The organism is Microlunatus spumicola (assembly GCF_039536445.1).
In the GTDB taxonomy this organism is placed as follows: domain Bacteria; phylum Actinomycetota; class Actinomycetes; order Propionibacteriales; family Propionibacteriaceae; genus Microlunatus; species Microlunatus spumicola.
The window spans coordinates 62,983-85,622 of sequence record NZ_BAAAYR010000002.1 but is presented as its reverse complement, the minus strand read 5'-3'; the positions used below and the strand labels follow the sequence as shown (position 1 = coordinate 85,622).

15 protein-coding genes are annotated in these 22,640 nt (G+C 73.3%); 3 read left to right on the top strand and 12 right to left on the bottom strand.

Annotated features, from left to right (window positions below; all coding sequences use genetic code 11):
- Positions 1–13 precede the first annotated feature (13 nt).
- From ABD665_RS09390 to allB, 7 genes are all read right to left on the bottom strand, one after another.
- On the bottom strand, positions 14–4,270 hold the full coding sequence (locus ABD665_RS09390) for an FtsK/SpoIIIE domain-containing protein (protein WP_204910894.1): 4,257 nt from the start codon (positions 4,268–4,270) through the stop codon (positions 14–16).
- 89 nt (positions 4,271–4,359) lie between these two features.
- Complete coding sequence (locus tag ABD665_RS09385) at positions 4,360–5,625, bottom strand: ABC transporter substrate-binding protein (RefSeq protein WP_204910895.1); 1,266 nt, start codon at positions 5,623–5,625, stop codon at positions 4,360–4,362.
- Positions 5,622–8,414 carry a hypothetical protein gene (locus tag ABD665_RS09380; protein WP_204910896.1) on the bottom strand — a complete coding sequence of 931 codons (2,793 nt, stop codon included), beginning with the start codon at positions 8,412–8,414 and terminating at the stop codon, positions 5,622–5,624. Before ABD665_RS09380 ends, ABD665_RS09385 begins: the two co-directional genes overlap by 4 nt.
- A 211-nt stretch (positions 8,415–8,625) precedes the next feature.
- Entirely contained in the window at positions 8,626–9,657 is a 1,032-nt protein-coding gene (locus ABD665_RS09375; RefSeq protein WP_204910897.1) for a Gfo/Idh/MocA family oxidoreductase, read from the bottom strand.
- On the bottom strand, positions 9,654–10,670 hold the full coding sequence (locus ABD665_RS09370; protein ID WP_344742049.1) for a Gfo/Idh/MocA family oxidoreductase: 1,017 nt from the start codon (positions 10,668–10,670) through the stop codon (positions 9,654–9,656). Before ABD665_RS09370 ends, ABD665_RS09375 begins: the two co-directional genes overlap by 4 nt.
- A gap of 361 nt (positions 10,671–11,031) precedes the next feature.
- Positions 11,032–12,111 carry an allantoicase gene (alc, locus tag ABD665_RS09365; protein WP_204910898.1) on the bottom strand — a complete coding sequence of 360 codons (1,080 nt, stop codon included), beginning with the start codon at positions 12,109–12,111 and terminating at the stop codon, positions 11,032–11,034.
- A gap of 10 nt (positions 12,112–12,121) precedes the next feature.
- Positions 12,122–13,507, bottom strand: coding sequence for an allantoinase AllB (gene allB, locus ABD665_RS09360; RefSeq protein WP_344742046.1), 1,386 nt, complete (start codon positions 13,505–13,507; stop codon positions 12,122–12,124).
- Positions 13,508–13,694: 187 nt separating this feature from the next.
- Here allB and zwf point away from each other — a divergent pair, with 187 nt between their 5' ends.
- Entirely contained in the window at positions 13,695–15,128 is a 1,434-nt protein-coding gene (zwf, locus tag ABD665_RS09355) for a glucose-6-phosphate dehydrogenase (protein ID WP_204913767.1), read from the top strand.
- Between the two features lie 159 nt (positions 15,129–15,287).
- On the top strand, positions 15,288–15,680 hold the full coding sequence (locus ABD665_RS09350) for an allophanate hydrolase-related protein (protein WP_204910900.1): 393 nt from the start codon (positions 15,288–15,290) through the stop codon (positions 15,678–15,680).
- 39 nt (positions 15,681–15,719) lie between these two features.
- Here the strand turns inward: ABD665_RS09350 and ABD665_RS09345 are convergent, their stop codons facing one another.
- Genes ABD665_RS09345 through ABD665_RS09335 form a run of 3 tightly spaced genes read right to left on the bottom strand, consistent with a single transcriptional unit; the run spans position 15,720 to position 18,666 of the window.
- Entirely contained in the window at positions 15,720–16,706 is a 987-nt protein-coding gene (locus ABD665_RS09345; RefSeq protein ID WP_204910901.1) for a transketolase C-terminal domain-containing protein, read from the bottom strand.
- On the bottom strand, positions 16,703–17,659 hold the full coding sequence (locus ABD665_RS09340; protein WP_204910902.1) for a thiamine pyrophosphate-dependent enzyme: 957 nt from the start codon (positions 17,657–17,659) through the stop codon (positions 16,703–16,705). The genes ABD665_RS09345 and ABD665_RS09340 overlap by 4 nt, the downstream gene beginning before the upstream one ends.
- Positions 17,656–18,666 carry a TIM barrel protein gene (locus ABD665_RS09335; RefSeq protein WP_204910903.1) on the bottom strand — a complete coding sequence of 337 codons (1,011 nt, stop codon included), beginning with the start codon at positions 18,664–18,666 and terminating at the stop codon, positions 17,656–17,658. Before ABD665_RS09335 ends, ABD665_RS09340 begins: the two co-directional genes overlap by 4 nt.
- Before the next feature lie 165 nt (positions 18,667–18,831).
- Between ABD665_RS09335 and ABD665_RS09330 the strand changes: the two genes are divergently transcribed.
- The gene (locus ABD665_RS09330; RefSeq protein ID WP_204910904.1) at positions 18,832–19,812 is read left to right on the top strand and encodes a sugar-binding domain-containing protein; all 981 of its coding nucleotides are present in this window, start codon (positions 18,832–18,834) and stop codon (positions 19,810–19,812) included.
- Positions 19,813–19,864: 52 nt separating this feature from the next.
- Here the strand turns inward: ABD665_RS09330 and ABD665_RS09325 are convergent, their stop codons facing one another.
- Both ABD665_RS09325 and ABD665_RS09320 read right to left on the bottom strand, forming a co-directional pair.
- Entirely contained in the window at positions 19,865–21,130 is a 1,266-nt protein-coding gene (locus ABD665_RS09325) for a DUF6986 family protein (RefSeq protein WP_204910905.1), read from the bottom strand.
- 133 nt (positions 21,131–21,263) lie between these two features.
- The gene (locus tag ABD665_RS09320) at positions 21,264–22,637 is read right to left on the bottom strand and encodes an 8-oxoguanine deaminase (protein WP_204910906.1); all 1,374 of its coding nucleotides are present in this window, start codon (positions 22,635–22,637) and stop codon (positions 21,264–21,266) included.
- Positions 22,638–22,640 lie beyond the last annotated feature (3 nt).

Genomic DNA, 22,640 nt, shown 5'->3' with positions numbered 1-22,640 from the left:
TCCTGCTCCCCGCTCACGCCGGCTGAGTCGGGCTCACGGCCTGGAGCAGGTCGATCGAACCGCTCGACATCACGTACCCGCGGCCGGGGGTGAGCTCGACGGGGGCGCGTCGGGGGAGGGTGACGCCGAGGAGGTCGCCGTCGAGGTCGACGTTCGGCTGCAGCAGCACCCCGCAACGGGCCTTGCGAACCGTCTTGGTCCAGTGCGAGTACATGGTGCGCAGGTCGTCGGAACGTCCGGCGGCCACGACCAGGAGGTCGGTCGTCTTCCCGGCAAGGAGGCCGGCGAAGGCCTGGTCGTTGTCCGCGAACTGCTCGGCGTCGTCGACCAGCAGCACCAGACGCCCGGTGTGCACGCGGGCGGACGCGAGCAGGGCCGTCGCCTCGTCCTCGCCGACGGCGAACCGCTCGAGGCCGGCCTGAGCGAGCGGTGACCGCCGCCCGCCGACGCCCCAGACCGTGGCGCCCTGGGCGGCGACGAGCTCGGCGACGGCGAGCAGCAGGGTCGACTTGCCGGACCGCGCCGGCCCGCAGAACATCACGTGCTCGCCCTCGAACACCTCGAGCTCGGCGACGCCCAGATCGGACTCGCGGACGCCGACCGGCAGGTGCCAGGGCTCGGCGTCGAGGCGGGCCGGCGTCGAGAGCTCGGCGACGGTGACCGCGGTGGGAAGCTGGCCGACGACCTGCGGCTTGGGGGCGACGTCACCCCAGCGCTTGGTGATCATGGCGACCGTCTCCGGCAGGGTCCCGTCCGCCGTCGCGACGTGGGCGTGCAGCTTGGTCTCCGCGAGCACGCAGCGGCCAGGGATCGGCGGCGGCGCGAGCTTCGTCGGCACTCCGGAGATGCTGTAGTCGTACGGGTCGGCCAGCCGGAACAGCCACCGCTGGGTCGCGACCTCCTCGATCGCGCTAGGCACGGCCTTGGAGCGGGACGTCGTGATCGCGGTCCACATCGAGACGTCCGGACCATCGGAGAAGACCCGGTAGAGCCCGTCGAGCAGCCGCAGCCCCTCGAAGTCGTCGTACTCGTCCTTCAGCACGCCGAGCCCGTCGATGAGGACGACCATCTTGCGGTGCGGCCCCGGCGTCGACCGGCGCCGGTCGAGCTCGGCCCGGATGAACTTGAGGAACCGCACCTGCTGCTCGCGGGTGCCCGAGCCGGCGCCGACGTACGCGGCGGTGTGCGGGAGGTCGTCCAGCGGGGCGAGCTCACGCGTGCCGAGGTCGAGCACCATCAGGTCGAGGTCCTCCGGGGCGTACGCGTCGGCGAGGGTCAGCGCGATGGTGGACAGGGTGGTCGTGGTACCGCTGCCCGGGATCCCGAGGATCAGCAGGTTGCCGCGGTCGAGGTCCCACCCGACGGGCAGCTGCAGCTGACGACGCGGGTCGTCGGCGACGGCGAACTCGACCAGCGAGCCGCGGACCCGCCCGACGGAGGGCTGGCCCTCGGCCGGCTGCTCGCCGGCGACGGTCAGCGAGACCCGCGTCCCCAGGGGCTCGGGCCAGACCGGGCGCGGAGCGGCGTAGCCGAGCTCCTGGTTGGCCTCGACGATGGCGTCGATCAGCAGGTCGAGGTCGGTGGCCTCGTCGTCCCGCTCCGTCGCGCCGGTCTCGCGCTGCTCGTCGTGCCCGAAGTGCACGGGGTGCAGGTCGACCAGCTGGGAGGTCTGCCTCTCGGCGCGGCCGGTGACGAGCGCCGTCTGCACGGGGCTGATGTCGTCCTGGCCGAGCTTGACGTACGCGCGACCCCACTGCGTGCGGCCGATGGCCGCCGCGTCGTTCACGCCGATGACGTTGTTCGAGTCGTCGCGGCTCTGCACGCGCAGGGCGACGCGGAGGTTGGTGTTGGCGAGGATGTCCTCGTTCACCACGCCGGCGGGCCGCTGGGTCGCCAGGATCATGTGGACCCCGAGGGTCCGGCCGACGGCCGCGACGCTCACCAGCGACTTGAGGACGTCGGGGTAGTCCTTGGCCAGCATCGCGAACTCGTCGATCACCAGCAGCAGCCGCGGCATCGGCACCTCGGGCCGGGTGGCGAGGTAGGCGTCGAGGTTGTCGACGCCCTCCCCGGCCCGCGCGAAGACCTCCTGGCGGTACCGCAGCTCGGCCTCGAGCGCGGTGAGCGCCCGGTCCGCCAGCTGCTCGTCGAGGTTGCTGACCGTGCCGATCGTGTGCGGCAGGCGCTCGCAGGTCTTGAAGGCCGCGCCGCCCTTGAAGTCGATGAGGATGAACGTCAACCGCGTCGGGTCGTTGCGGGCGGCGAGCCCCGCGACCATCGAGCGCAGGAACTCGCTCTTGCCCGAACCCGTCGTGCCGCCGACGAGGCCGTGCGGACCGTCGCGGACCAGGTCGATGCCGAACACGCCGTCCTCGCCCACGCCGAGCGGCGTCGAGATGCGGGTCGACGACGACCAGCTGCGGCGGATGGCGGCGGCGTTGACCTCGTCGATGCCGAGCAGCGGGGGCAGGCGTACGAGCGCCGGCAGGGAGGCGCCCGGCACGGACAGCTCCGGGTCGTCGAACCGGGCGAGGTCGGCCGCGCACGTCCGCGCGCCGTCGAGGCCGACGCCGGCCAGGACCACGTCGGGGATCGTGAGGCGGTCGAGCGGCCGGTTGACGCTGCCGGTCGCGTCGTGCCCGACGTGGATGACCGTGGTGCAGGCGGCCGGGAGCTGCTCGGCCGTCGCCGCGATCACGATGCCGGACACCTGGGTCTCGGGGCGCTGCTGGACGAGCCCGCCCTCCATCGGCCGCCCGTGGCCGAGGAGGCGGCGGGCCGGTGCGTCCCGGCCCTCGGTGAGGACGTCGGAGTCGAGGAGCAGCAGGACCGCGGGGGTCGGGAACGTCTCGATGCCGTCCCGCATCGCGCGCAGCATGGACTCGCTCCGGGAGCGCTCGGTGGAGAGCCACTGGCCCCCCGAACCGTCGCCCAGCCGCCGCACGTGCGGCAGCCACCCCGTCCACGTCCACTCCTCCTCGCGCCCCGGGTCGCAGAACACGCCGATCGTCAGGTCGGCGGGACCGCAGTGCGTGGCCGCCTGGCAGAGGAGGCTCCGCGCGACGGCCAGCGCGTTCGCGCGCTCCCCGACGATGCCGACCACGCCGGCGTGCGTGAGCTCCACCTCGACGGGGGCCGCGGGCAGGACCGCGTCGGTGACGACCTGCGCCACGTCGTCGCCGGACCGCTTGACCGCGCTGGCGTCGACGGGGGGCTTCCACGGGACGTTGCCGACGCCGGCGTGCAGCGTGAGGAAGTCCGGCGCCTCGGCGCGGCGCTGCCACAGCGTCGTCGTGGGCAGGGCCGCGCGGCGGAGCGTACGGGCGGGGTCGGGCGCGAGGTCGCGGCGCCGGGCGCGTTCGACGTCGCCGGCCTCGACCAGCTCGGTCTTGAAGGCGTCGAAGGCCTTGGTGAACGTGGCGTCGTTCTCCTGGATGTCCTTCTTGCGGCGGCGCTTCTGCTCGACCGTCGTTCCCAGGACGAGGACCGGGCTGAGGATGGCGAGGATCGCGAAGCGCAGGTCGCGCATCACCGACACGAGCACCGCGGCCATCAGCAGCGGCGCGACGATCGTGGCGATGCCGAACCGGGCTGGCGGCGGCTCGGGCTTGCGGGTCGGCGGCTCGAACGGCGTGGGCTCGGGTGGCAGGCCGGGCCGCGGCGGCCGGTTGAACGGCACGGTCGCCTGGTGCGTGAGGTTGTGCAGCGTGCCGGGGGCCGGGGCGAGCGCCTCGTCGGCGCCGCGCCAGACCGTGATCGCGGACCCGCCGCAGACGATCACGTCGCCGTCCTCGACCGTGACGCCCTCGTCCTCTACCTTCTGGCCGCGCACGAACGTGCCGTTCGTCGAACCGCCGTCGCGGACCCGCAGGCCCTCGCCGTCGTGCTCGACGGTCGCGTGGCTCCACGACGCGCTGGGCGAGTCGAGGGTGATGTCGGCCTGCGGCGAGCGGCCGATCAGCAGCGGCCGGCCGGTGGGCACGGGCACCGTCCAGCCGGCGTCCAGACCGGCCGAGAGCGATGCGGCCCACCCGCGTACGGGGACCGCCTGCTCCGCCGGCGAGCGGCCGATCCGGCTGCCCTCGATGAGGGCGACGTCGCGGACGAGGTCGCCCGCCTCGTGGCGGCGGTCGTCGACCCAGAGCGGGACGTCCGCCGGCAGCGGCACCCCGCAGGCGTGCTCGACGAGGTCACCCAGCGTGGCCGGCTCGGCCGCCTGCGCGAGCTCGACCTCGCGGCGGGTGCCGTCGACCTCGATCACCAGGTGCACCGGGTCTCCTCGTTCGTCGCTGACCCAACCCTAAGGAGTGTGGGGGTCTGGTGTGACAGGAACCGGCACCCCGGTGACGGGGACCGGGATCAGGACTTCGTGCTCTCGAACCAGTACAGGGACGGGGTGTCGGACGCCGGCCGGACGCCGGGCGAGACGGCCGTGGAGGCGAGCGGCACGACGGCGTCCTCCCCGACCGCCTCCGTGCCGCTGAAGTCGAGGGCCGGGCCCGCCACGCCGTCGGCCGCGCCGACCCGGAGCCCGGGCAGGGCCTGGCCGACCTCGGCGGGGTCCGTGCTCTTGGCCGCGACGGCCGCGCGGACCACGGCGACGACGGCGTCGTGGCTCGAGACGTCCGCCGCCGACGCGACCTCGGCGAAGGGGCGGTCCCCGAACAGGTCCTTGGCGCCCGGGTCCGACGCGGTGAGCTGGAGGGCGGAGAAGTAGGCCGCCAGCGCCCGCCCCGCCCCGGTCGCCTCGAGCGCCGTGGCGTCGCCGTCGTCCAGCCCGACCGAGAACAGCTGGCCCGAGAGCGAGCCGCCCGCCGCGGCCAGCGCCGGCGGGAAGGCCGGGCTCAGCGCCTGCGCGGTGAGGAGGACGGGGACGTCCACGTCGGCGCCCTGCAGCGCGGCCACGACGGCGGCCTGCAGCTCGGGCGCGCCCGACACGACGATGCTGTCGACGCGGGTGTCGAGCTGCCGCTGGCGGCGCGCCACGCCGCGGGCCAGCGCGGCCGCGTCCCCGCCGGCCGCGTACGTCAGCTCCTCGCGGGGCGTGAGGCCGGTGACCGGTCCGCCGCCCTCGTCCACGAGCAGGGCGGCGTCGAGGCCGCGGTCGGCCATCGTGGCCACGAGCCGCGCGTCCGTCGCGCGGCGCCCGGGTCCCGTCGACCAGACCTGACCCTCTGCGCCGGCGGCACCGAGGTCGTACGGCACGAGGACCGGGATCTCGTCGGCCGCCGCCTCGGCCAGCCCGGCGGCGACGTGCGTACCGGTGGTCGCCACGACGATGGCGGCCACGTCGCGGCCCGCCAGCGTCTTCACGGCCGCGGCGGCTCCGTCGCTGGTGCCACGGTCGTTGACCGGGACGAGCGTGATCTTCGTGCCCCCGAGGGCGAAGCGCCGCGCGGCGACGACGGCACCCTGCGCGGCGTCACGCCACTCGGCGCCCTCGCCCGGTGCGCCGGTCAGCGTCACCTCGACGCCGATGTTCAGCTGGCCGGGCAGCTCGGCCCGCAGCTCGACCGGGACCGGCTGCGCGAGCCCGGTCGGCGGCGGGCTCACGCTGCACGCGGTCGTGGCGAGGAGGCCGAGACCGGCGAGCGCGGCGGCGGTACGGACCGGCCGAGGGCTCAACGGTCCCCGCCCACGTGGAACAGGTAGATCGTGCGGTGCGTGGTGGTGGGCGGCAGCTCGGTGGCGAAGGCCGGGAGCTCCGCCTGCCGCTGCAGAGCGGCCTCGGCCTGCGCCTGGCGCAGCATGATCCCGCCGACCTCCTGGCTGCGGACCGAGGCGTACGCGCTGGTCTTGTCCGACGCCAGCCCCAGCTGGTAGTCGGCGGAGTCGGCGCTGCGGGCGCTCTTGCCCAGCGTCCCCAGCAGCCCCTTGCCCGGCTGCTCCGGGTTGCCCAGGTCGAGGAGCACGTTGTTGAGGTCCTTGGTCAACGACGTCCGGGTCGTGTCGATGTCCCGGGTCGCGGAGGTGACGCTGCTCGAGATCGAGGTCAGGCCGGCCTTGGTCTTGCCGGTCAGCTCGGCTTCGTCGGCCTTCTCCTGGTCGGCGAGGTCGTCCTGCTGCTGCTTGAGGGTCTTCGCTGTGCCGTCGCGGAGCTTGTCGGCGGCGGCCTGCAGCCCCTTGGCCGACTCGTCGAAGGCCACGCCGAGCTCCTTGCTTGACGTCTGGCCCTGGTCGGCCACCCGCTTGATGGCGTCGGCGGTGAGGCTCTCGGACGTCGCCTTGTCCGCCTGCTCCGCGGCCTGCTCGAGCGCACCGTCCAGCGCCTCCTTCGCGGCCGCGTAGCTGTCCTGGACGCCACCCACGCTGGTCCCGAGGAGCTTCAGCGACGCCTGCGCGGCCGTCACGTCGCGGTCGATCTCCGCCAGCACCTTCCGGTTGTCGTCGAGGTCGGACGACGCCGTGCGCAGCTCGGTGCGCAGATCGGCCAGCCGGGCCGTGAGGTCGGTGATCCGGCGACCGATGGCGTGGTCGTCGCTGGAGGTGTCGAGCGCCGCGGCGACCGTCGCCCAGGCGTCGGCCTGGCCGTCCAGCCGGTCGGCCAGGGACGTGTCCCACTTGGCGGGCGGGTCGAGGTCGGTCGTGCCGTCGCAGCCCTCGTCGACGAGGTAGGCCCGCAGGGACTCGGCCTGCGCCGCGCTCAGGCGGCCGGGCTGGGTCCCGTCCCCGACGACGTCGCACAGCGCCGCGGCCAGGTCGCCGCTCTGCGCCCGCATGGAGACGACCTTCTTCTGGTTCGCCACCGCCTCGCCGTGGACGCCGTCGATCGCGTCGGTCAGGTCGCCGAGGGTCCCGGTGGCGGACGTCAGGGACGTCGTGGCGTCGTCGAGGGCGGCGTCGACCCGGGCCAGCGCCGGGGCGCCGTCCTTCGGGTCGTCGTCGAGCAGCGCGTCCGTCGCGGCACCCACCGTGCCGAGCTGCTTGCCCAGGTTGGCGATCGAGGTCTCGACGGGGTTCAGCGTCGTCAGGTCCAGGGCCTTCGACGCGTCCTGGCTCGCCGTGATGGAGGCGGTGACGGCGGCGAAGCGCTCCCGGGCGCGGGCGAGGGAGCAGGTCACGGCGGGGGTCTCGGCGTCCACCGGGCAGCTGGTGGCGTCCGGGACGGCGGGGCCGATGGTGGAGGTGATCTCGGCCTGGATCGCCTCCTTGCAGGCGTCGGTCGCCGCCTTGTAACCGTCGAGCTGGGCGGTCACGGCGAGCAGGCTCCCGTACACCCCGCCCTTGGCCCCGTCGGCCGTGACGGTGGTCTCGCAGCCCTCGCCGTCCGTCTTCACGGCGGGCTCGGACGCGGAGGTGTCGCCGATCAGGTCCTGCAGGCCGAAGACGGTCTCGGACATCCGCTCGAGCGTGGAGGACTGGGTCGTCTGCAGCGACGACTTGAGGTCGTCCCCGAGGGAGTCGATGTTGTCGCTCGAGGACTTGAGCGAGGTGCTGATCGTCTTGGTGTCCTCGGTCAGTGACTGCACCGTCTTGGTGCCGAGCGTCTTCGACGAGGCGTCCAGGGTCTTGCGGACCGAGGAGATCGTGCCGCTGGCCCGGCCGAGGACGTCGTTCACGTCGCCGATCAGGGCGATCGTGCGCGTCTCGAGGGCGAGCTCGTCGGAGTTCTTCGGGTTGAACGCGGCGTCGATCAGGGCGCCGACCGACGGGTCGGTCACCAGACCGGGCTGCACGCTCACGTCGAAGGTCGGGACGACGAGGTCCTTGGCGTCGAGGACGACCCGGAACGTCGCGGTCGGGTCGAGCTGCGGCGGCGCGAGGATGCTGGCCCACTGCACCTGGGTGCCGCCGTCCGCAGCCTTGCTCAGCACCCCGTTGGTGCTGCCGTCCTCCGAGCCGGCGTCGGCGGGGGCGTCGGCCGGCGCGGTGACGACGGTGGCCGGGTCGATGCCGGGCAGGGCGGCGGAGGCGACGACGGTCAGGGGCGCGCCCACGAGGGCGGTGGTTGTCTGCGACCGGCCGGCGACGTCGTACGTGATCTCCTGCGACCGGACGGTCAGGTTCTGCACGGTCAGCCGGATCGCGACGCGGCCCGAGTAGCCCTTGAGGTCGTCCAGGTCCGTGCCCGAGCCCTGGTCGGTCTGGTAGGCCGTGAGCACGCGCACCGGGAGCTGGTCGACGACCGCGGTGGGGTCGTACGTCGTGGAGTAGGTGTCGGCCCTGCCGCCCTGGGCACGGGCGACGACGACGGTGTCGCCGACGCGGGTGAGGGCGCCGTCCCCCTGCATCGTCACGTCGACGGACTGCAGGACGCGGTCGCCGGGAGCCGGCGCGGCGACGTCGTCACGGTCCTTGGTGCCGGCCCACGGCCGGGTCACCGCGAGGGAGACCGCGATCGCCAGCGCGACCAGCAGCACGAGGCCCCCGAGCAGCAGCGGGCGCTTCTTGAGCAGGGCGGAACCGCCGGCCACGAGCACCTGTCCTTCCGTCGGGAGACACGCCTGACCCGTCCTCCACGACGCCTAGGCGCCGCCATGCTAAGCAGCGGAAAGGCCAGCCCACGAATCTTTCGGGAGATATCCACAGAACTCCCGGCCGTTGCGGGAAGAGCGGGGAAAGTTCGGACGTGACCGACCGGTCAGGACGTCCCCGCCGCCCGACGGCGCCCCGTCGGCGGCCGTGTCAGCGCTCCTCGTCCCAGACCTGCCCGATCTGACGGCGGATCTCGTCGATCAGCGCCATGGTCGCGACGGACTCGCGGAGCGGTCGGTAGGGCGTCTCGAGCTCGCCCGCGGTGATCCGGCGCGCGACGTCGGCCGCCTGGTAGGCGAGACCGTCGTACTCGATCAGGGGCTCGGTGTAGTCGAGGCGTTCCCCGTCGGTGCGCAGCACCGAGAACGGGCCCGGGAGGGAGAAGCCGTCCGGGATGGTCAGCGTCGCCTCCGACCCGGCGATGACGAGCAGGACGGGGGTGCTCGCCAGGATCGACGTGTGAACGATCCCGCGGGCCCCGGACGCGTACCCGAGCAGGGCGCTGACCTGGCCGTTCACGCCGCTCGGGGCCTCGGTGCCGCGGGCGACCACCTCGTCCGGCGCACCCAGCACCCAGCCCGTGAGGGAGAGGGGGTAGGTCCCGAGGTCGAGCAGCGGCCCGCCGGCGAGGTCGTGCCGCTGGATGCGGTGGTCCGCGTCGAACCAGGTGCCGTAGCTCCCGATCACCGTGCTGATCTCGCCGAGCACGCCGGCGTCGAGCACCTGCCGGATCACGTCGAACTTGGGCGTGAACAGCGGCCAGAGCGCCTCCGCGCAGAAGAGGCTTCGGGCGGACGCCAGGTCGGCGAGCTCCTGCGCCTCGGTCGCGTTCAGGGTGATCGGCTTCTCGACGAGGACGTGCTTGCCCGCCTCCAGCGCGAGGCCCGCGTGCGGGCGGTGCCGGTTGTGCGGGGTGGCGACGTAGACGACGTCGACCTCGGGGTCGGCGACCAGGTCCTCGTACGACCCGTGGGCGCGCGCGATCTCGAACCGCTCCGCGAAGGTCTGCGCGGAGCCCAGCGTCCGGCTGCCGACGGCCACGACCTCCTGGGTCGTCAGGCGCTGGAGCGCGGAGACGAAGCGTTCCGCGATCCAGCCGGTCCCGATCACGCCCCAGCGCAGGCCCGGCGCGTCCCGCGGGTCGGGGACGCGCGAGGCGGGAAGGGCGGTCGGCCAGGTCATGCGCCGACCCCGGCGACGCGGGGGACCTCGACGCGGACCCGGGCGCCGTCGCTGTGCATCGAGCTGATGACGGCGTCGGCGACCGCGCTGGCGACCAGGCCGTCGTACGCCGTGGCGAGCGGGCCGCGGTCGCCGCCGCCGAGGGAGTCGACCCAGGCCTGCAGCTCGAGGCGGTAGGCCTCCGCGAAGCGCGGTCGCCAGTCGGCGCCGTACGCCAGGCCCCGGCTGAGGGTGGTGTCGACCTCGGTGCGGGCGGGTTCACGCAGGCTCGCCGTGCCGGTCTCGCCGACGACCTCGCAGCGGACGTCGTAGCCGTAGCGGGCGTTCAGGAAGATGTCGACGGTCGAGAGGACGCCGTCGGCGGTGCGCAGCAGGATCAGCTGCGGGTCGGCGAAGTCGGCGCCCGAGGTCGGCCGCGGCGCGTGCCAGCTGACCTCCACGACCGGCGAGCCCAGCAGCCACGGGACGATGTCGAGGTCGTGGACGGCGGAGTTCGTCACGCTGGACTCCGACGTCGCGCCGGGTCCGGACGTGACGCCGCGGCCGGTGCTGTGCACGGTCACCGGGTCACCCAGGGCGCCGGCGACGATCGTGGCGCGGAGCTCGGTGTAGCCGGGGTCGAAGCGCCGCATGAAGCCGAGCGAGACCAGCGCGGCGTCCGCGCCGAGGTCGTTCAGCAGGGCTGCGGAGTCGCTGAGCGTGGGGGACAGCGGCTTCTCGCAGAGGACCGGCTTGCCGGCCTCGACGCAGGCCCGGACGAGGGCGGGGTGGGTCGCGTCGGGGGAGGCGATGACCACCGCGTCGACCTCCGACGAGGCGACGAGCGCGAACGGGTCGTCCAGGACGCCGCTCCCGACCGCCTCCGCCGCGGCCGTGGCGCGCTGCAGGTCCGGGTCCGCCAGCAGCGTCACCTCGGCCCCCGACACGAACCGCGCCACCTGCCGCGCGTGGTCGGCGCCCATGATCCCGGCTCCGACGATCCCGACACGTACGACCCCGTTGCTGCCGACCACTGTTCCGCTCCTCCGCTACGACTGCTTTGTCACGACAAACCGTAGCGAGGGGTCGGGGTGGATCAGGTACGGGGTCGGTCCTGGCCAGAGTGTGGCGACCTGTGCACCGAGTTCGGTGCACAACGTGACGCGCTGAGGGCCCTCGGCGAGCCCGCCCCTACCGCAGCCGGGCTCGTCCCTCGTGTCCCAGGACTTTCACGTTTACGTGAAAGTCCCCGCTGAGCACGGCAGATCTGCCGTGGTGAGTACCGGTCTTTCACGTTTACGTGAAAGACCTGGGACGCGAGGGACGAGCCGGCGTACGGCGCGGGCGAGGGTCCCGGCCGGGCGCGTCCGGGGGCTCCACTCAGACCGAGGGGCGTCAGACCTCGTCGGCGGGGAGGACGCGGGCGGGTTCGGCGGGCATGGTCGACGGGAACGCACGGTGGGCGGCCGGGAGCGAGGCGAAGAAGCGGTCGTACAGGCGGCGGCGTTCGGCCTCGTCGATCTCGCCGAAGCAGCGCAGGCGGGTGAGCCCGCCGTCGGGGTAGACGTCGAGGCGGAGGTGGGTCGCGGGGCGGCGGGTGCCGACGAGGAGCTGGTGGCGGGTGTCGACGAGCACCGGGGTGCGGGGGACGACGTCCCACCAGGAACCCTCCTCGACCGGCCCCGCGGCGGCGTCGGCGGCCTGGACGCGGACCTCGCCCGGGGCGTTGCCGATGAAGAAGGAGGTGTCGACCTCGACCAGGGTGGCCTCCCCGCGGGCCGCGAGGGCGAACGTCGCCCAGTCGTTGCCGTCGCCGCGGCGGCGGGCGTTCTCCCAGCCCTCGCCGGTCGTCCGGGCGCGCCCGGGGAGGATCAGGTTCCCGGGCGAGGCGTAGAAGGCGTCCGAGGTGTCGAGGAGGCGGCCGCCGTTCTCGAGGGCGAGCAGGTCGACGGTCGTGGTCAGGAAGCGCGGGTCGACCACCACCTCGCCGTGCACCCGGAACCGGGCGACGCCGCCGTCGGGGTGGATCGAGAGGCGGACGTGGGTCCAGCGGCGGTCGCTCGTGACCTCGTAGTGGTTCTCGGAGTCGCCCTCGCAGGCGGACCGCTCGACGAGCGTCGTCCACTCGAGCTGCTCCAGCACGTGGTCCTCGGGGTAGCCCTCCACGGACAGCCCCTCGACCGAGATCGAGGGCGGGTAGTTGCCCCGAAAGAAGGCGGTGTCGACGACGACGCCGTGCACCATCCCGGGCACGCCGAGCCGGACGATCGCCCAGTCGGAGCCGGGGGAGCGGCGCCGCCGCGTCTCCCAGCCGTCGTAGACCTTGCCCAGGTGCCCGAACTCATCGACCGCGTGCACGGCCGGGGCGGGCAGGTTGAGGCTCTGCCGCGGCGCGAACAGCTCGTCGTTCGCCGACACCACCCGCCCGGCGAGGGCGCGGGAGGCCAGGTCGGGGTACGCGGTGAAGTGCGGCATCCGCGCGACTCTAACGGGGGTCGGCGCGGTCGAGGAGACGCCCGCGCGGCGGCGCGGGCTCCCCGACGGTCGCACCGGCGAGGTAGGTCCGCCGGACCCGCCCGGTGACGGTGCGGCCCTCGTACGGCGTGATCGGGTTGCGGTGCTGCAGCTCGGCGGCGCGCACGGTCCAGGTCTCGTCGGGCGCGAAGACGACGAGGTCGGCGGGTGCGCCGACCGTGACGTGCCCGCGCCGCGGCACGCCGACGACCCGGGCCGGCGCGGCCGACATCCAGCCGACGACGGTCTCCAGCGCGACCCCGCGACGGCGGGCCTCGGACCAGACGAGCGGCAGCCCGAGCTGCAGCGACGAGATGCCGCCCCAGGCGGCCCCGAAGTCGCCCGCCTCCAGGCCCTTGAGGTCGACGGTGCAGGGGGAGTGGTCGGAGACGACGCAGTCGATCACCCCGTCCACCAGCCCCTGCCACAGCAGGTCGGCGTTCGCCGCGCCGCGCACCGGCGGGCAGCACTTGAACTGGGTCTGCCCGTCTTGCACCGCCTCGGCGGCGAGCGTGAGGTAGTGCGGGCAGGTCTCGACGGTCAGCCGGACGCCGTCGGCGCGGGCGGCCGCGATCGCCGGCAGCGCCTCGGCGGCCGACAGGTGCACGACGTGGGTGCGGCAGCCCGTCTCTCGCGCCGCCTCGATCACCGTCCCGATCGCGGTCGTCTCGGCCTCGGGCGGGCGGGAGGCGAGGAAGTCGTCGTACGCGCGGCTCGCGCCCGTGCCGTGCGCGGCGATGACCTCGGGGTCCTCCGCGTGCACGACGAGCATCCCGTCGAACGCGGCGATCTCGGCCATCGCCGCGCGCAGCTGGGCGGTCGAGAGGGGCGGGAACTCGGGCACGCCCGAGTCGAGGAGGAAGCACTTGAACCCGAAGACGCCGGCGTCCCAGAGCTCGGCCAGGTGGCCGAGGCTGTCGGGGACCGCGCCGCCCCAGAAGCCGACGTCGACGCTGCACCGGCCCTCGGCCGCCTCGCGCTTCGTCTCGAGGGCGGCGACGGAGGTGGTCGCCGGGATCGAGTTCAGGGGCATGTCGAGCAGGGTCGTGACGCCGCCGGCCGCCGCGGCGCGGGTGGCGCTGGCGAACCCTTCCCACCCCGTACGCCCGGGCTCGTTGACGTGCACGTGGGTGTCGACGAGGCCGGGCAGCAGCACCTCGTCGTCGGCGAGCACCACCTCGTCGGGCCCGTGCTCGGTGTCCGACCAGTCCGAGACCGACTCGACCGTGACGACGCGGCCGCCGCTGACGACGACGCGGCGCAGGACGACGCCGTCGTCGGTGAGCACGCGGCCGCGCAGCACGAGCTCGACGTCGGCCGGGGCGGAGGGGCCGGGCTGCGGGGAGGAGGCGGTCACGTCCGCCATCATCGCGTCCGGCAGACGTCGGGATCGTTGCCGTCGTGTGACAGATGGACGCACGGTCGGCCGGTCGCCCGCCCCGTCCTTGTTCGGGTCCGGAGGGAGTGGGAACATCACACACGTGACACTCGAGGCCCAGACCATCGCGTACCCGGCGATCGGCGCCCGCGCCACCCGCAACGGCATGGAGGCGATCGTCCCCCACGTCATCGTGCTCTTCGGTGCGACCGGTGACCTGGCCCGCCGCAAGCTGCTCCCGGGGCTCGCGCACCTCGCGCTCTCGGCCCTCGCGCCGGACATCCAGGTGATCGGGACCTCGCTGGAGGACATGACGGAGGAGGAGTTCCGCGCGTTCGCCAAGCAGGCGGTGAACGAGTTCACCCACCACCCGCTCAGCGCGGCGCAGTGGGAGGAGTTCAAGCAGCGCCTCACCTACGTCCCGCAGGGCCAGGGTCCCGACGGGCTGCGCGACGCCGTGAAGCTCGCCGAGGAGAAGCTCGGCGGCAACGTGGGCCGGCTGCACTACCTGAGCGTGCCGCCCGTCGCCGCTCCCGCGGTCATCCAGACGCTGCGCGACGCGAACCTCGTGGAGCGCTCGCGGGTCGTCATGGAGAAGCCGTTCGGCACCGACCTGCAGAGCGCGATCACGCTGAACGACCAGCTGCACCAGACGTTCCGCGAGCGGCAGATCTTCCGCATCGACCACTTCCTGGGCAAGGAGGCGGCGCAGAACATCCTGGCGTTCCGCTTCGCCAACGGGCTGTTCGAGCCGATCTGGAACCGCAACTTCATCGACCACATCCAGATCGACATCCCCGAGACCCTCGGCCTCGACCGCCGCGCCTCCTTCTACGAGGTGACCGGCGCGTACAAGGACATGGTCGTCACGCACCTCTTCCAGGTGCTGGCGTTCGTCGCGATGGAGCCGCCGACGGCCCTGGAGCCGCGGGCCATCAGCGAGGAGAAGAACAAGGTCTTCCGCTCGATGCTGCCGATCGACCCGAACAAGGTCGTCCGCGGGCAGTACACCGGCTACCGCTCGGAGAAGGGCGTCGCCCGCGACTCCGACACCGAGACGTTCATCGCGCTGCAGGCCGGCATCGACAACTGGCGCTGGGCGGGCGTCCCCTTCTACTGCCGCACCGGCAAGAAGCTCGCCGAGGGCCAGCGCATCATCTCGGTCGCCTTCAAGGAGGCGCCGAAGTCGATGTTCCCGGCCGGTTCCGGCGTCGGGGCCTCGGGTCCGGACCACCTGACCTTCGACCTGGCCGACGAGTCCAAGGTGTCGCTGTCCTTCTACGGCAAGCGCCCCGGCCCGGGCATGAAGCTCGACAAGCTCAGCATGCAGTTCTCCACGCAGGAGACCGACCAGGCGGGCGACGTCCTCGAGGCGTACGAGCGGCTGATCCTCGACGCCATGCGCGACGACCACACGCTGTTCACGACGGCCGAGGGCATCGAGAGCCTGTGGGAGCGTTCCGAGCCGCTGCTGCACAACCCGCCGCCGGTGAAGCCGTACGCGCCCGGTTCGTGGGGCCCGAACGCCATCCACCAGCTGATCGCCCCGCACGCCTGGCGCCTGCCGTTCGAGCGCGCCTGGCGCACCAAGAAGCAGTAACTCTGGCTCCGCTTCCGAGCGGACGCTCCCTGAGCCTGTCGAAGGGCCACGCAGTGGTCGGCGTCCGCGTCGACCTCTTCGAGGCCCTTCGACGAGCTCAGGGGACGTGGACGCGGCATCCGCTGCTCGTCCGTCGATCGAGAGATGCGTGGAGCTGATATGACCGCACTGTTCTGCAACGGCGAGGGCATGCGCGGCGGGGCCGTGCACGAGAACCTCGCCGGTCACCCGTTCCTGGGCGAGGTGACGACGGCGCCGCGCTACCGCTTCTTCTCGGTGCGCGACGAGTTCCCCGGCGTGGTCGACGTCGGGACGGACGAGGGCGGCGCGGTCGCGGGCGAGCTGTACGAGGTCGAGCTGCGCACGCTGCTCGACCGCTTCCTGCCCGGTGAACCCTCCGAGCTCGAGCTCGGTGTCGTCGAGCTCGCGGACGGGCGTGCCGTGCTCGGCATGGTCCTGCGGCCCGAGGAACGGGACCGGCACCGTGACATCACGGCCTCGGGCGGCTGGCGCGCCTACCGCGCCGCGAACGGGACGACCGACCAGCCCTAGCGGACCGGTCCTCGCACCCGCTGCGACACGGGTCGGGCGTCAGCGCACCAGGCGACGGGCGGCGTCGGCGATGCCCTCGGGCGACATGCCGGCGCGGTCGATCAGGAAGCCGGCCGAGCCGGTCGGCTGGAACTCGTCGAAGCCGAGGATCGTCACGCGGGTCGGGTGCTCGGCGACGACGGTCTCGGCGACCGCGCCCCCCAGCCCGCCGGCGCGGGTCGACTCCTCCGCGGTGACGATGCCTTTCGTCTCCCGGGCGGCCTTGATCACGGCCTCCGTGTCGAGCGGCTTGACCGTCGGCATCGAGATCACCCGGGTGGAGATGCCCTCGGCCTCGAGCTGCTCGGCGGCGGCGATCGCGCGCCACAGGATGGTGCCGTTGCTGATGATCGTGACGTCGTCGCCGTCGCGGACGGTGATCGCGCGGCCCGGGACGAACTCGTAGTCGTCGGCGTACACCTGCGGGACGCTCATCCGGCTCACCCGGACGAAGACCGGGCCGTCGACCTCGGCGGCCCAGCGCATGGCCGCGGCGGTCTCGACCGGGTCGGCCGGCACCACGATGATCATGTTGTCGATCGCCCGAAGCCAGGCGATGTCCTCGATCGACTGGTGGGTCGGGCCGAGCTCGCCGTACGCCACGCCCGGGCTCATGCCGCAGAGCTTGACGTTGCGGTTGGAGTAGGAGACGTCGGCCTTGATCTGCTCCAGCGCGCGGGCGGTGAGGAAGCAGGAGGCGGCGGAGACGAAGGGGATCCGCCCGCCGTTGGCGAGGCCGGCGGCGACGCCGACCATGTCCTGCTCGGCGATGCCGACGTTGATCAACCGGTCCGGGAACGCCTTCTTGAACGCGTCCAGCTTGCTGGAGCCGACCGAGTCGTTGACGACGCCGACGATGCGGTGGTCGTGCTCGGCGAGGTCGGCCAGCGTCTCGACGTAGGCGTTGCGGCAGTCGAAGCGCGGCTGCTCGCTGATCGGACCCGTGATCGGGGCGGCCGCGGGGGTGGTCGTGCTGGTGGTGGTCATGCCGGCCGTCCTTCGGCGTTCGTGGGCGTGCTGGCCTGCTCGACCTCGTCCTGCTTCTGCTGCGCCTGCGCGCGGTCGAGCTCGGTGAGGGCCTGCTGCAGCTGGGCCTCGTCGGGGACCTTGTGGTGCCAGGCGACGTTGTTGCTCATGTACGAGATCGGGTGGCCCTTGTGGGTGTGCGCGATGACGAACGTCGGCTTCCCGGGCTCGTGCGGCACGGCGGAGAGCACGTCGAGCAGCGCCCCGTGGTCGTGCCCGTCGACCTCGACGACGGCGAAGCCGAACGCGGCGGCCTTCGCGTCGAGGGGGTCGAGGTCGTTGGTCTCGCGGGTCGTGGCGCCCTGCTGGAGCCGGTTCCGGTCGACGATCACCGTCAGGCTGTCCAGCCCGTACTGCGAGGCGGCCATCATCGCCTCCCAGTTGCTGCCCTCCTGCAGCTCGCCGTCGCCGGTGAGCACGAAGGTCCGGCGCGGTGACACGTCGAGCCGGGCCGAGAGGGCGTGGCCGACGGCGATCGGGAGGCCGTGCCCGAGGGGACCGGTGTTGGCCTCGACCCCGGGGACCTTGTTGCGGTTCGGGTGCCCGTTCAGCCGCGAGAGCGGCTTGAGGAACGTGGCCAGCTCCTCCACCGGCAGGAAGCCGAAGGCGGCGAGCGTCGTGTAGAGCGCGCCGGCGACGTGGCCCTTGGAGAGGATGAAGCGGTCCCGCTCGGGGTCGTCCACGTTCTCGGGCGTCACGTTCAGCACGGCCCCGTACAGGGTGGCGAGCACGTCGATCGCGGAGAAGTCGCCGCCGATGTGGCCGGCCCCGGCGTAGTGGACGAGCTTGAGGTCCTGCAGCCGGATCTGGCGCGCGGCCTCCGCGATGTGCGCGACCTGGTCGACCCGGGAGGCGTGCGGCGCGAGGCGTCCCAGCACCGGCAGGGTGACGTGCTCGGCGGCGAGCGCGGTCACGAGGCGTCGTCCTCGTCGGCGCCGATCATGGAGCTGAGCAGGACCTTCTGCACGAGCTTCTGCGCGGCCAGCGCGTCGTGGTTGGCCTGGGCCACCGCGAGCGCCTCCTCGTCGAGCGCGTCGAGCGCGCGGTGGATCGCCTTGAGGAACGTGATGGCCTGCTTGGCCGCCTGCACGCTGTCCTCGCGGAACGGGAACTGGTCGAGCTGCCAGACGCCCTCCCAGCCGTTGCGGCGCAGCGTGTGGAAGAACTCGAACGTCTCGACCAGGTGCACCGAGCCGACGACCATGTCGTCGTCCCAGCCGCGGAAGTTGTCGTTGACGTCGATCGCGAAGAGCTTGCCCGCGTCGATGCACAGCTGCGCGGCGTCGGCCGGGGTCTCCAGCCCGTAGAGCGAGTGCCCGAAGTCGAGCAGCACGCCCAGGTTGTCGCAGCCGGTCTGCTGGATCGCGAGGAGCGTGCGGGCGGCGTTCGGGAAGATGATCTTGTTCCGCGGCTCGCGCGGCTTGTACTCGATCACGAACTTGATGTCGGGGTGCGCGTCGCACAGCTCGCGCAGCGCGTCGACGGCCAGCGTCCAGACGTCGTGGTAGTTGACCTGGAAGGGGTAGTCCCAGCCGTCCTGGCCGAACCACAGCTTCACGTAGTCGCAGCCCAGCTCCTTGGCCAGGTCGGCCGCCTCGTTCAGCAGCGCGAGGGCCTGGGCGCGGACGGCGGGGTCGGGGTTGGTGATCGAGCCCTTGATGTAGTCGCGGTTGTAGATCTCCGGCGTGATCGCGACGGCACGGAGGCCGTTGCGCGCTAGGGCGGCCTTGACGTCGTCGAGGGTGCCGTCGAAGCCGGCGAACGGCCAGTTCAGGTCGACCACGGACAGGTCGCCGACCGCGCCCGCCTTGTCGATCTGCTCGAGCAGGCCGACGGGTTCGCCGTAGCCCTCGGTGGCGTAGCGGTCGACGTAGGTCGCGAAGTGCCAGATTCCGGCACCGAAGACGGGCAAGTCAGACACGGGGTCGACCTCTCTCAGCGATGAGCATAACCATTCAGTTGTGCATAACGTATCAGTGAGCGGTCAGGTGTCAAGCCGCTCGCGTTCGTCGGGCGTGACGGAGGGGCGCAGGGGCGTGCCGGGGTGCGAGGGTGTTCCTCGGACGCGGCGGCACGAGAGGGACACATGGCACCAGCACCGGGCACCGGGCCACGGCTCAGCGCCGACGGTCAGGTCCGCCTGCTCACCAAGGTCGCCCGGCTCTACCACGAGCGCGGGGTGCGGCAGACCGAGATCGCCTCGATGCTGCACCTGTCGCAGGCCCGGGTGTCACGCCTGCTCAAGCGGGCGGCGGAGCTCGGGATCGTGCGGACGGTCGTCGTCGTCACCGCCGGCGTGCACACCGACCTGGAGGAGCAGCTCGAGGCCCGCTACGGCCTGCTCGAGGCAGTCGTCGTCGACGCCGAGGGTGACGAGCAGGACGTCCTGGCGGCCCTCGGCTCGGCGGGGGCCGGCTACCTCGAGACGACGTTGACGGGCGGTGAGCGCCTGGGCATCTCCTCGTGGAGCGCGACCCTGCTCGCCGTGGCCGACCGGCTGCACCCCTTCCGTACGCCGGGGGCGGACAGCATCATCCAGCTCGTCGGCGGCGTCGGCGTGGCCTCGGTGCAGGCCGAGGCCAACCGTCTGCTCAGCCAGCTGGCGTCGGTCGTCGGCGCCAGCCCGACCTTCGTCCCCGCGCCGGGGCTCGTCGGGTCTCCGGACGTCCGGGCCGGCCTGCTGCAGGACCCGGCGATGGGGTCTATCGCGAGCCAGTGGCGCGAGCTGACCATGGCGCTCGTCGGGATCGGCAGCCTCGCGCCGTCCCGGCTGCTGCTCGACAGCGGCAACGCGGGCGGTCCGCTCGAGCAGCAGCACCTGCGCGAGGCCGGCGCCGTCGGCGACGTGTGCAACCGCTTCTTCGCCGCCGACGGCTCCCTCGTCGCGAGCGAGCTCGACGACCGCGTGGTCGGCATCGACCCGACGACGTTCCGCGAGATCCCGCGCCGGGTCGGCCTCGCCGGCGGCGAGCGCAAGCGTCAGGCCGTCCGTGCCGCCCTGCTCGGCGGCTGGGTCAACGTTCTGGTCACCGACGTCGCGACCGCCCGGGCCCTCCTGGCCGACTGATCGGGGATGATCCGGCACCCCTGAGGTGCCGAATCATCCCCGTTCCTCGCGGTCAGCCCACGCGTCGGGCGGCAAGGCTGGAGACGGTCGCCAGATCGGTGCCGGTGAGGTCGATGACCTCCGCCTCGCTCACGGCGCCGCAGTGCACGCCGCGCAGCAGGAAGGCGGCCAGCGCCTGCGCGGTCGCGGGTTCGTCGAGCACCCCGCCCTCGTCGCGGGCCAGGTAGGCGCGAAGCCGGTCGCCGGTCCGCTCGAGGCCGCTGCGAAAGAACAGGTAGGTCGCCACGAACCGGGTCGGCAGCTGGGCCGGGTGCAGGTCCCAGCCCTGGTAGAGCCCGCGCTCCAGCGCCCGCCGGACGAGCCGGGCGTGCAGGGCCCAGGCCGCGTGGACCGCGTGGGCGTCGCCGACCGGGACGACGTTCGTCGAACCGTCGCTCACCCGTACGCCCGTCCCTGCGGCCGCGAGCTGCATGACCTGCTTCGCGTGGTCGGCGACCGGGTGGTCGAGGGCCTGCTGCCCTCCGGAGATGCCGAGGGCGGCGCTGTAGTCGTACGTGCCGAAGTGCAGCCCGGTGCAGCGCCCGGACGCCGCGTGGACCATCCGTGCGACGCCGGCGGTCCCGTCGGCCAGCAGGACCGCCTGCGGCGTCTCGACCTGCACCTCGAACCGCAGCCGCCCCTCGGCCAGCCCGTACGCCGCCTCGAGCCGCCCGCAGACGTCGACCATCGCCTCGACCTGGTCGACCGACGTGACCTTGGGCAGCGTGACCACCCAGCCCGCAGGCAGGTCGCCCGCGGCCAGCACCTCGCCGAGGACGAGGTCGAGGCTGCGGAGGCCGCGGCGCCGGGTGGAGCCCTCGAGCGACTTGAAGCGGATCCCCACGAACGGCGGGCAGGTCCCGGCGGCGACCGCGGCCCCCAGTGCCCGGCCGGCGGCGAGGGCGTCCGTGTCCTCGTCGGCGTCCGACCGGGTGCCGTAGCCGTCCTCGAGGTCGACGCGCAGGTCCTCGACCGGCTCGGTCTCGAGCTTGGCGACCACCGCGCCCCAGACCTCGCGGACCTCCTCGACGTCGAGGTCGCACGCGCGGGCGAGGTCGTCGGCCCGCGGCGCGTGCCGGGCGAGGACGGCCGTGGCCTCGGCGCCCCAGGCCGCGGGCAGTTCCGGCCCACCTTGCGCGACGAACCGGTCGGCGGGCACGTACACGGTGTGCACCGGCTGCCGGTCGGAACGGTCGCCCGGGTACGTCGCGACGCGTTGCGCGTCAGACGCCGCCAGGCGTCGGTCGACGGCGGCCAGGTCGTCCTCGGTGAGCCTCATGTGCCCGACCCTAGGGAACGACCGGTACGCGGGTTCCGCGAGCGGTACCCCTTCCCGGTCCTGACCACCCGCAGAGCGGGAGGAGGTACCGCTCGCGCAAGGTGCGGGGCGGGGGCGAGGGGCCGGGGCGGCGTCACGAGACGAACCCCGCGCGCTGGAGGAGGGCCCGGCTGGAGGCGGCGACCTCGGCGGCCACCGCGTCGGGGTCGACCGTCATGAGGGCACCGCCGGAGACCACCGCCTCGCCACGGACGAGGAGGAGGCGCAGCGGCGGTGGTCCGCCGAGGACGAGCGCGGCGACGGGGTCGGCCACGTCGACGTGCGCGAGGGTCGAGAGGTCCCAGACGGCCAGGTCGGCCTGCTTGCCGACCTCGAGCGAACCGATGTCGTCCTGACGCCCGAGCACCCGCGCGCCGCCCACGGTCGCGAGGTCGACCGCGTCGCGCACCGACAGCGCCTGGGGGCCGCCGCGCGCCCGGGCGAAGAGGACCGCGTGGCGGACCTCCTCCCACAGGGACGCGGCCTCGTTCGAGGCGGCGCCGTCCACCCCGAGCCCGACGGGGACGCCCGCGTCGCGCAGGTCGCGGACCCGGGCGATGCCCGCGCCGAGGCGGGCGTTCGACGAGGGGCAGTGCGCGGCGCCGGTCCCGGTCGCGGCCATCGTGGCGATCGACGCGTCGTCGAGGTGCACGGCGTGCGCGAACCACACGTCCGGACCGAGCCAGCCGAGCGACTCCATGTACTGCACGGGCGTCGAGCCGAAGTGCTCGCGGCAGTAGTCCTCCTCGTCGAGGGTCTCGGCGAGGTGCGTGTGCAGCCGTACGCCGCGCTCGCGGGCCAGCCCGGCAGAGGCCCGGAGCAGGTCGGCCGTCACGGAGAACGGGGAGCAGGGGGCGAGCGCGACCTGGAGCATCGAGCCGGGGGAAGGGTCGTGGAAGCGGTCGACCGCGTCGGACGACGCCGCCAGGATCGTGTCGATGTCCTCGACGACCGAGTCCGGCGGCAGCCCGCCCTGGCTCCGGCCGAGGTCCATCGAACCGCGCGTCGGGTGGAACCGCAGCCCGACGGTGCGCGCCGCGTCGACCTCCGCCGCCAGCAGGTCGCCGCCGCCGGTGGGGAAGACGTAGTGGTGGTCCGTCGTCGTCGTGCACCCGCTCAGGGCGAGCGTCGCGAGCGCGCCCGTGGCCGCCGTACGGGTGGTGTCCTCGTCGAGGTGGCCCCACACCGGGTAGAGCGTGGTCAGCCACTCGAACAACGTCCCGTCGACCGCGAACCCCCGCGTCACCCACTGGTAGAGGTGGTGGTGGGTGTTCACGAGGCCGGGCGTGACCAGGCACCCCTGCGCGTTCACGCGCCGCCCGGACCACGACGCGTCCGCGGGTCCGTCGCCCACGGCCACCACGACGCCGTCCGCGCAGACCACGTGCCCGTCCGCGTGCTCGTGCCGCTCCGCGTCGGCTGTGTAGACGTGGGCGTGCTCGATGATCGTCGTGCCCTCGGCGCTCATCAG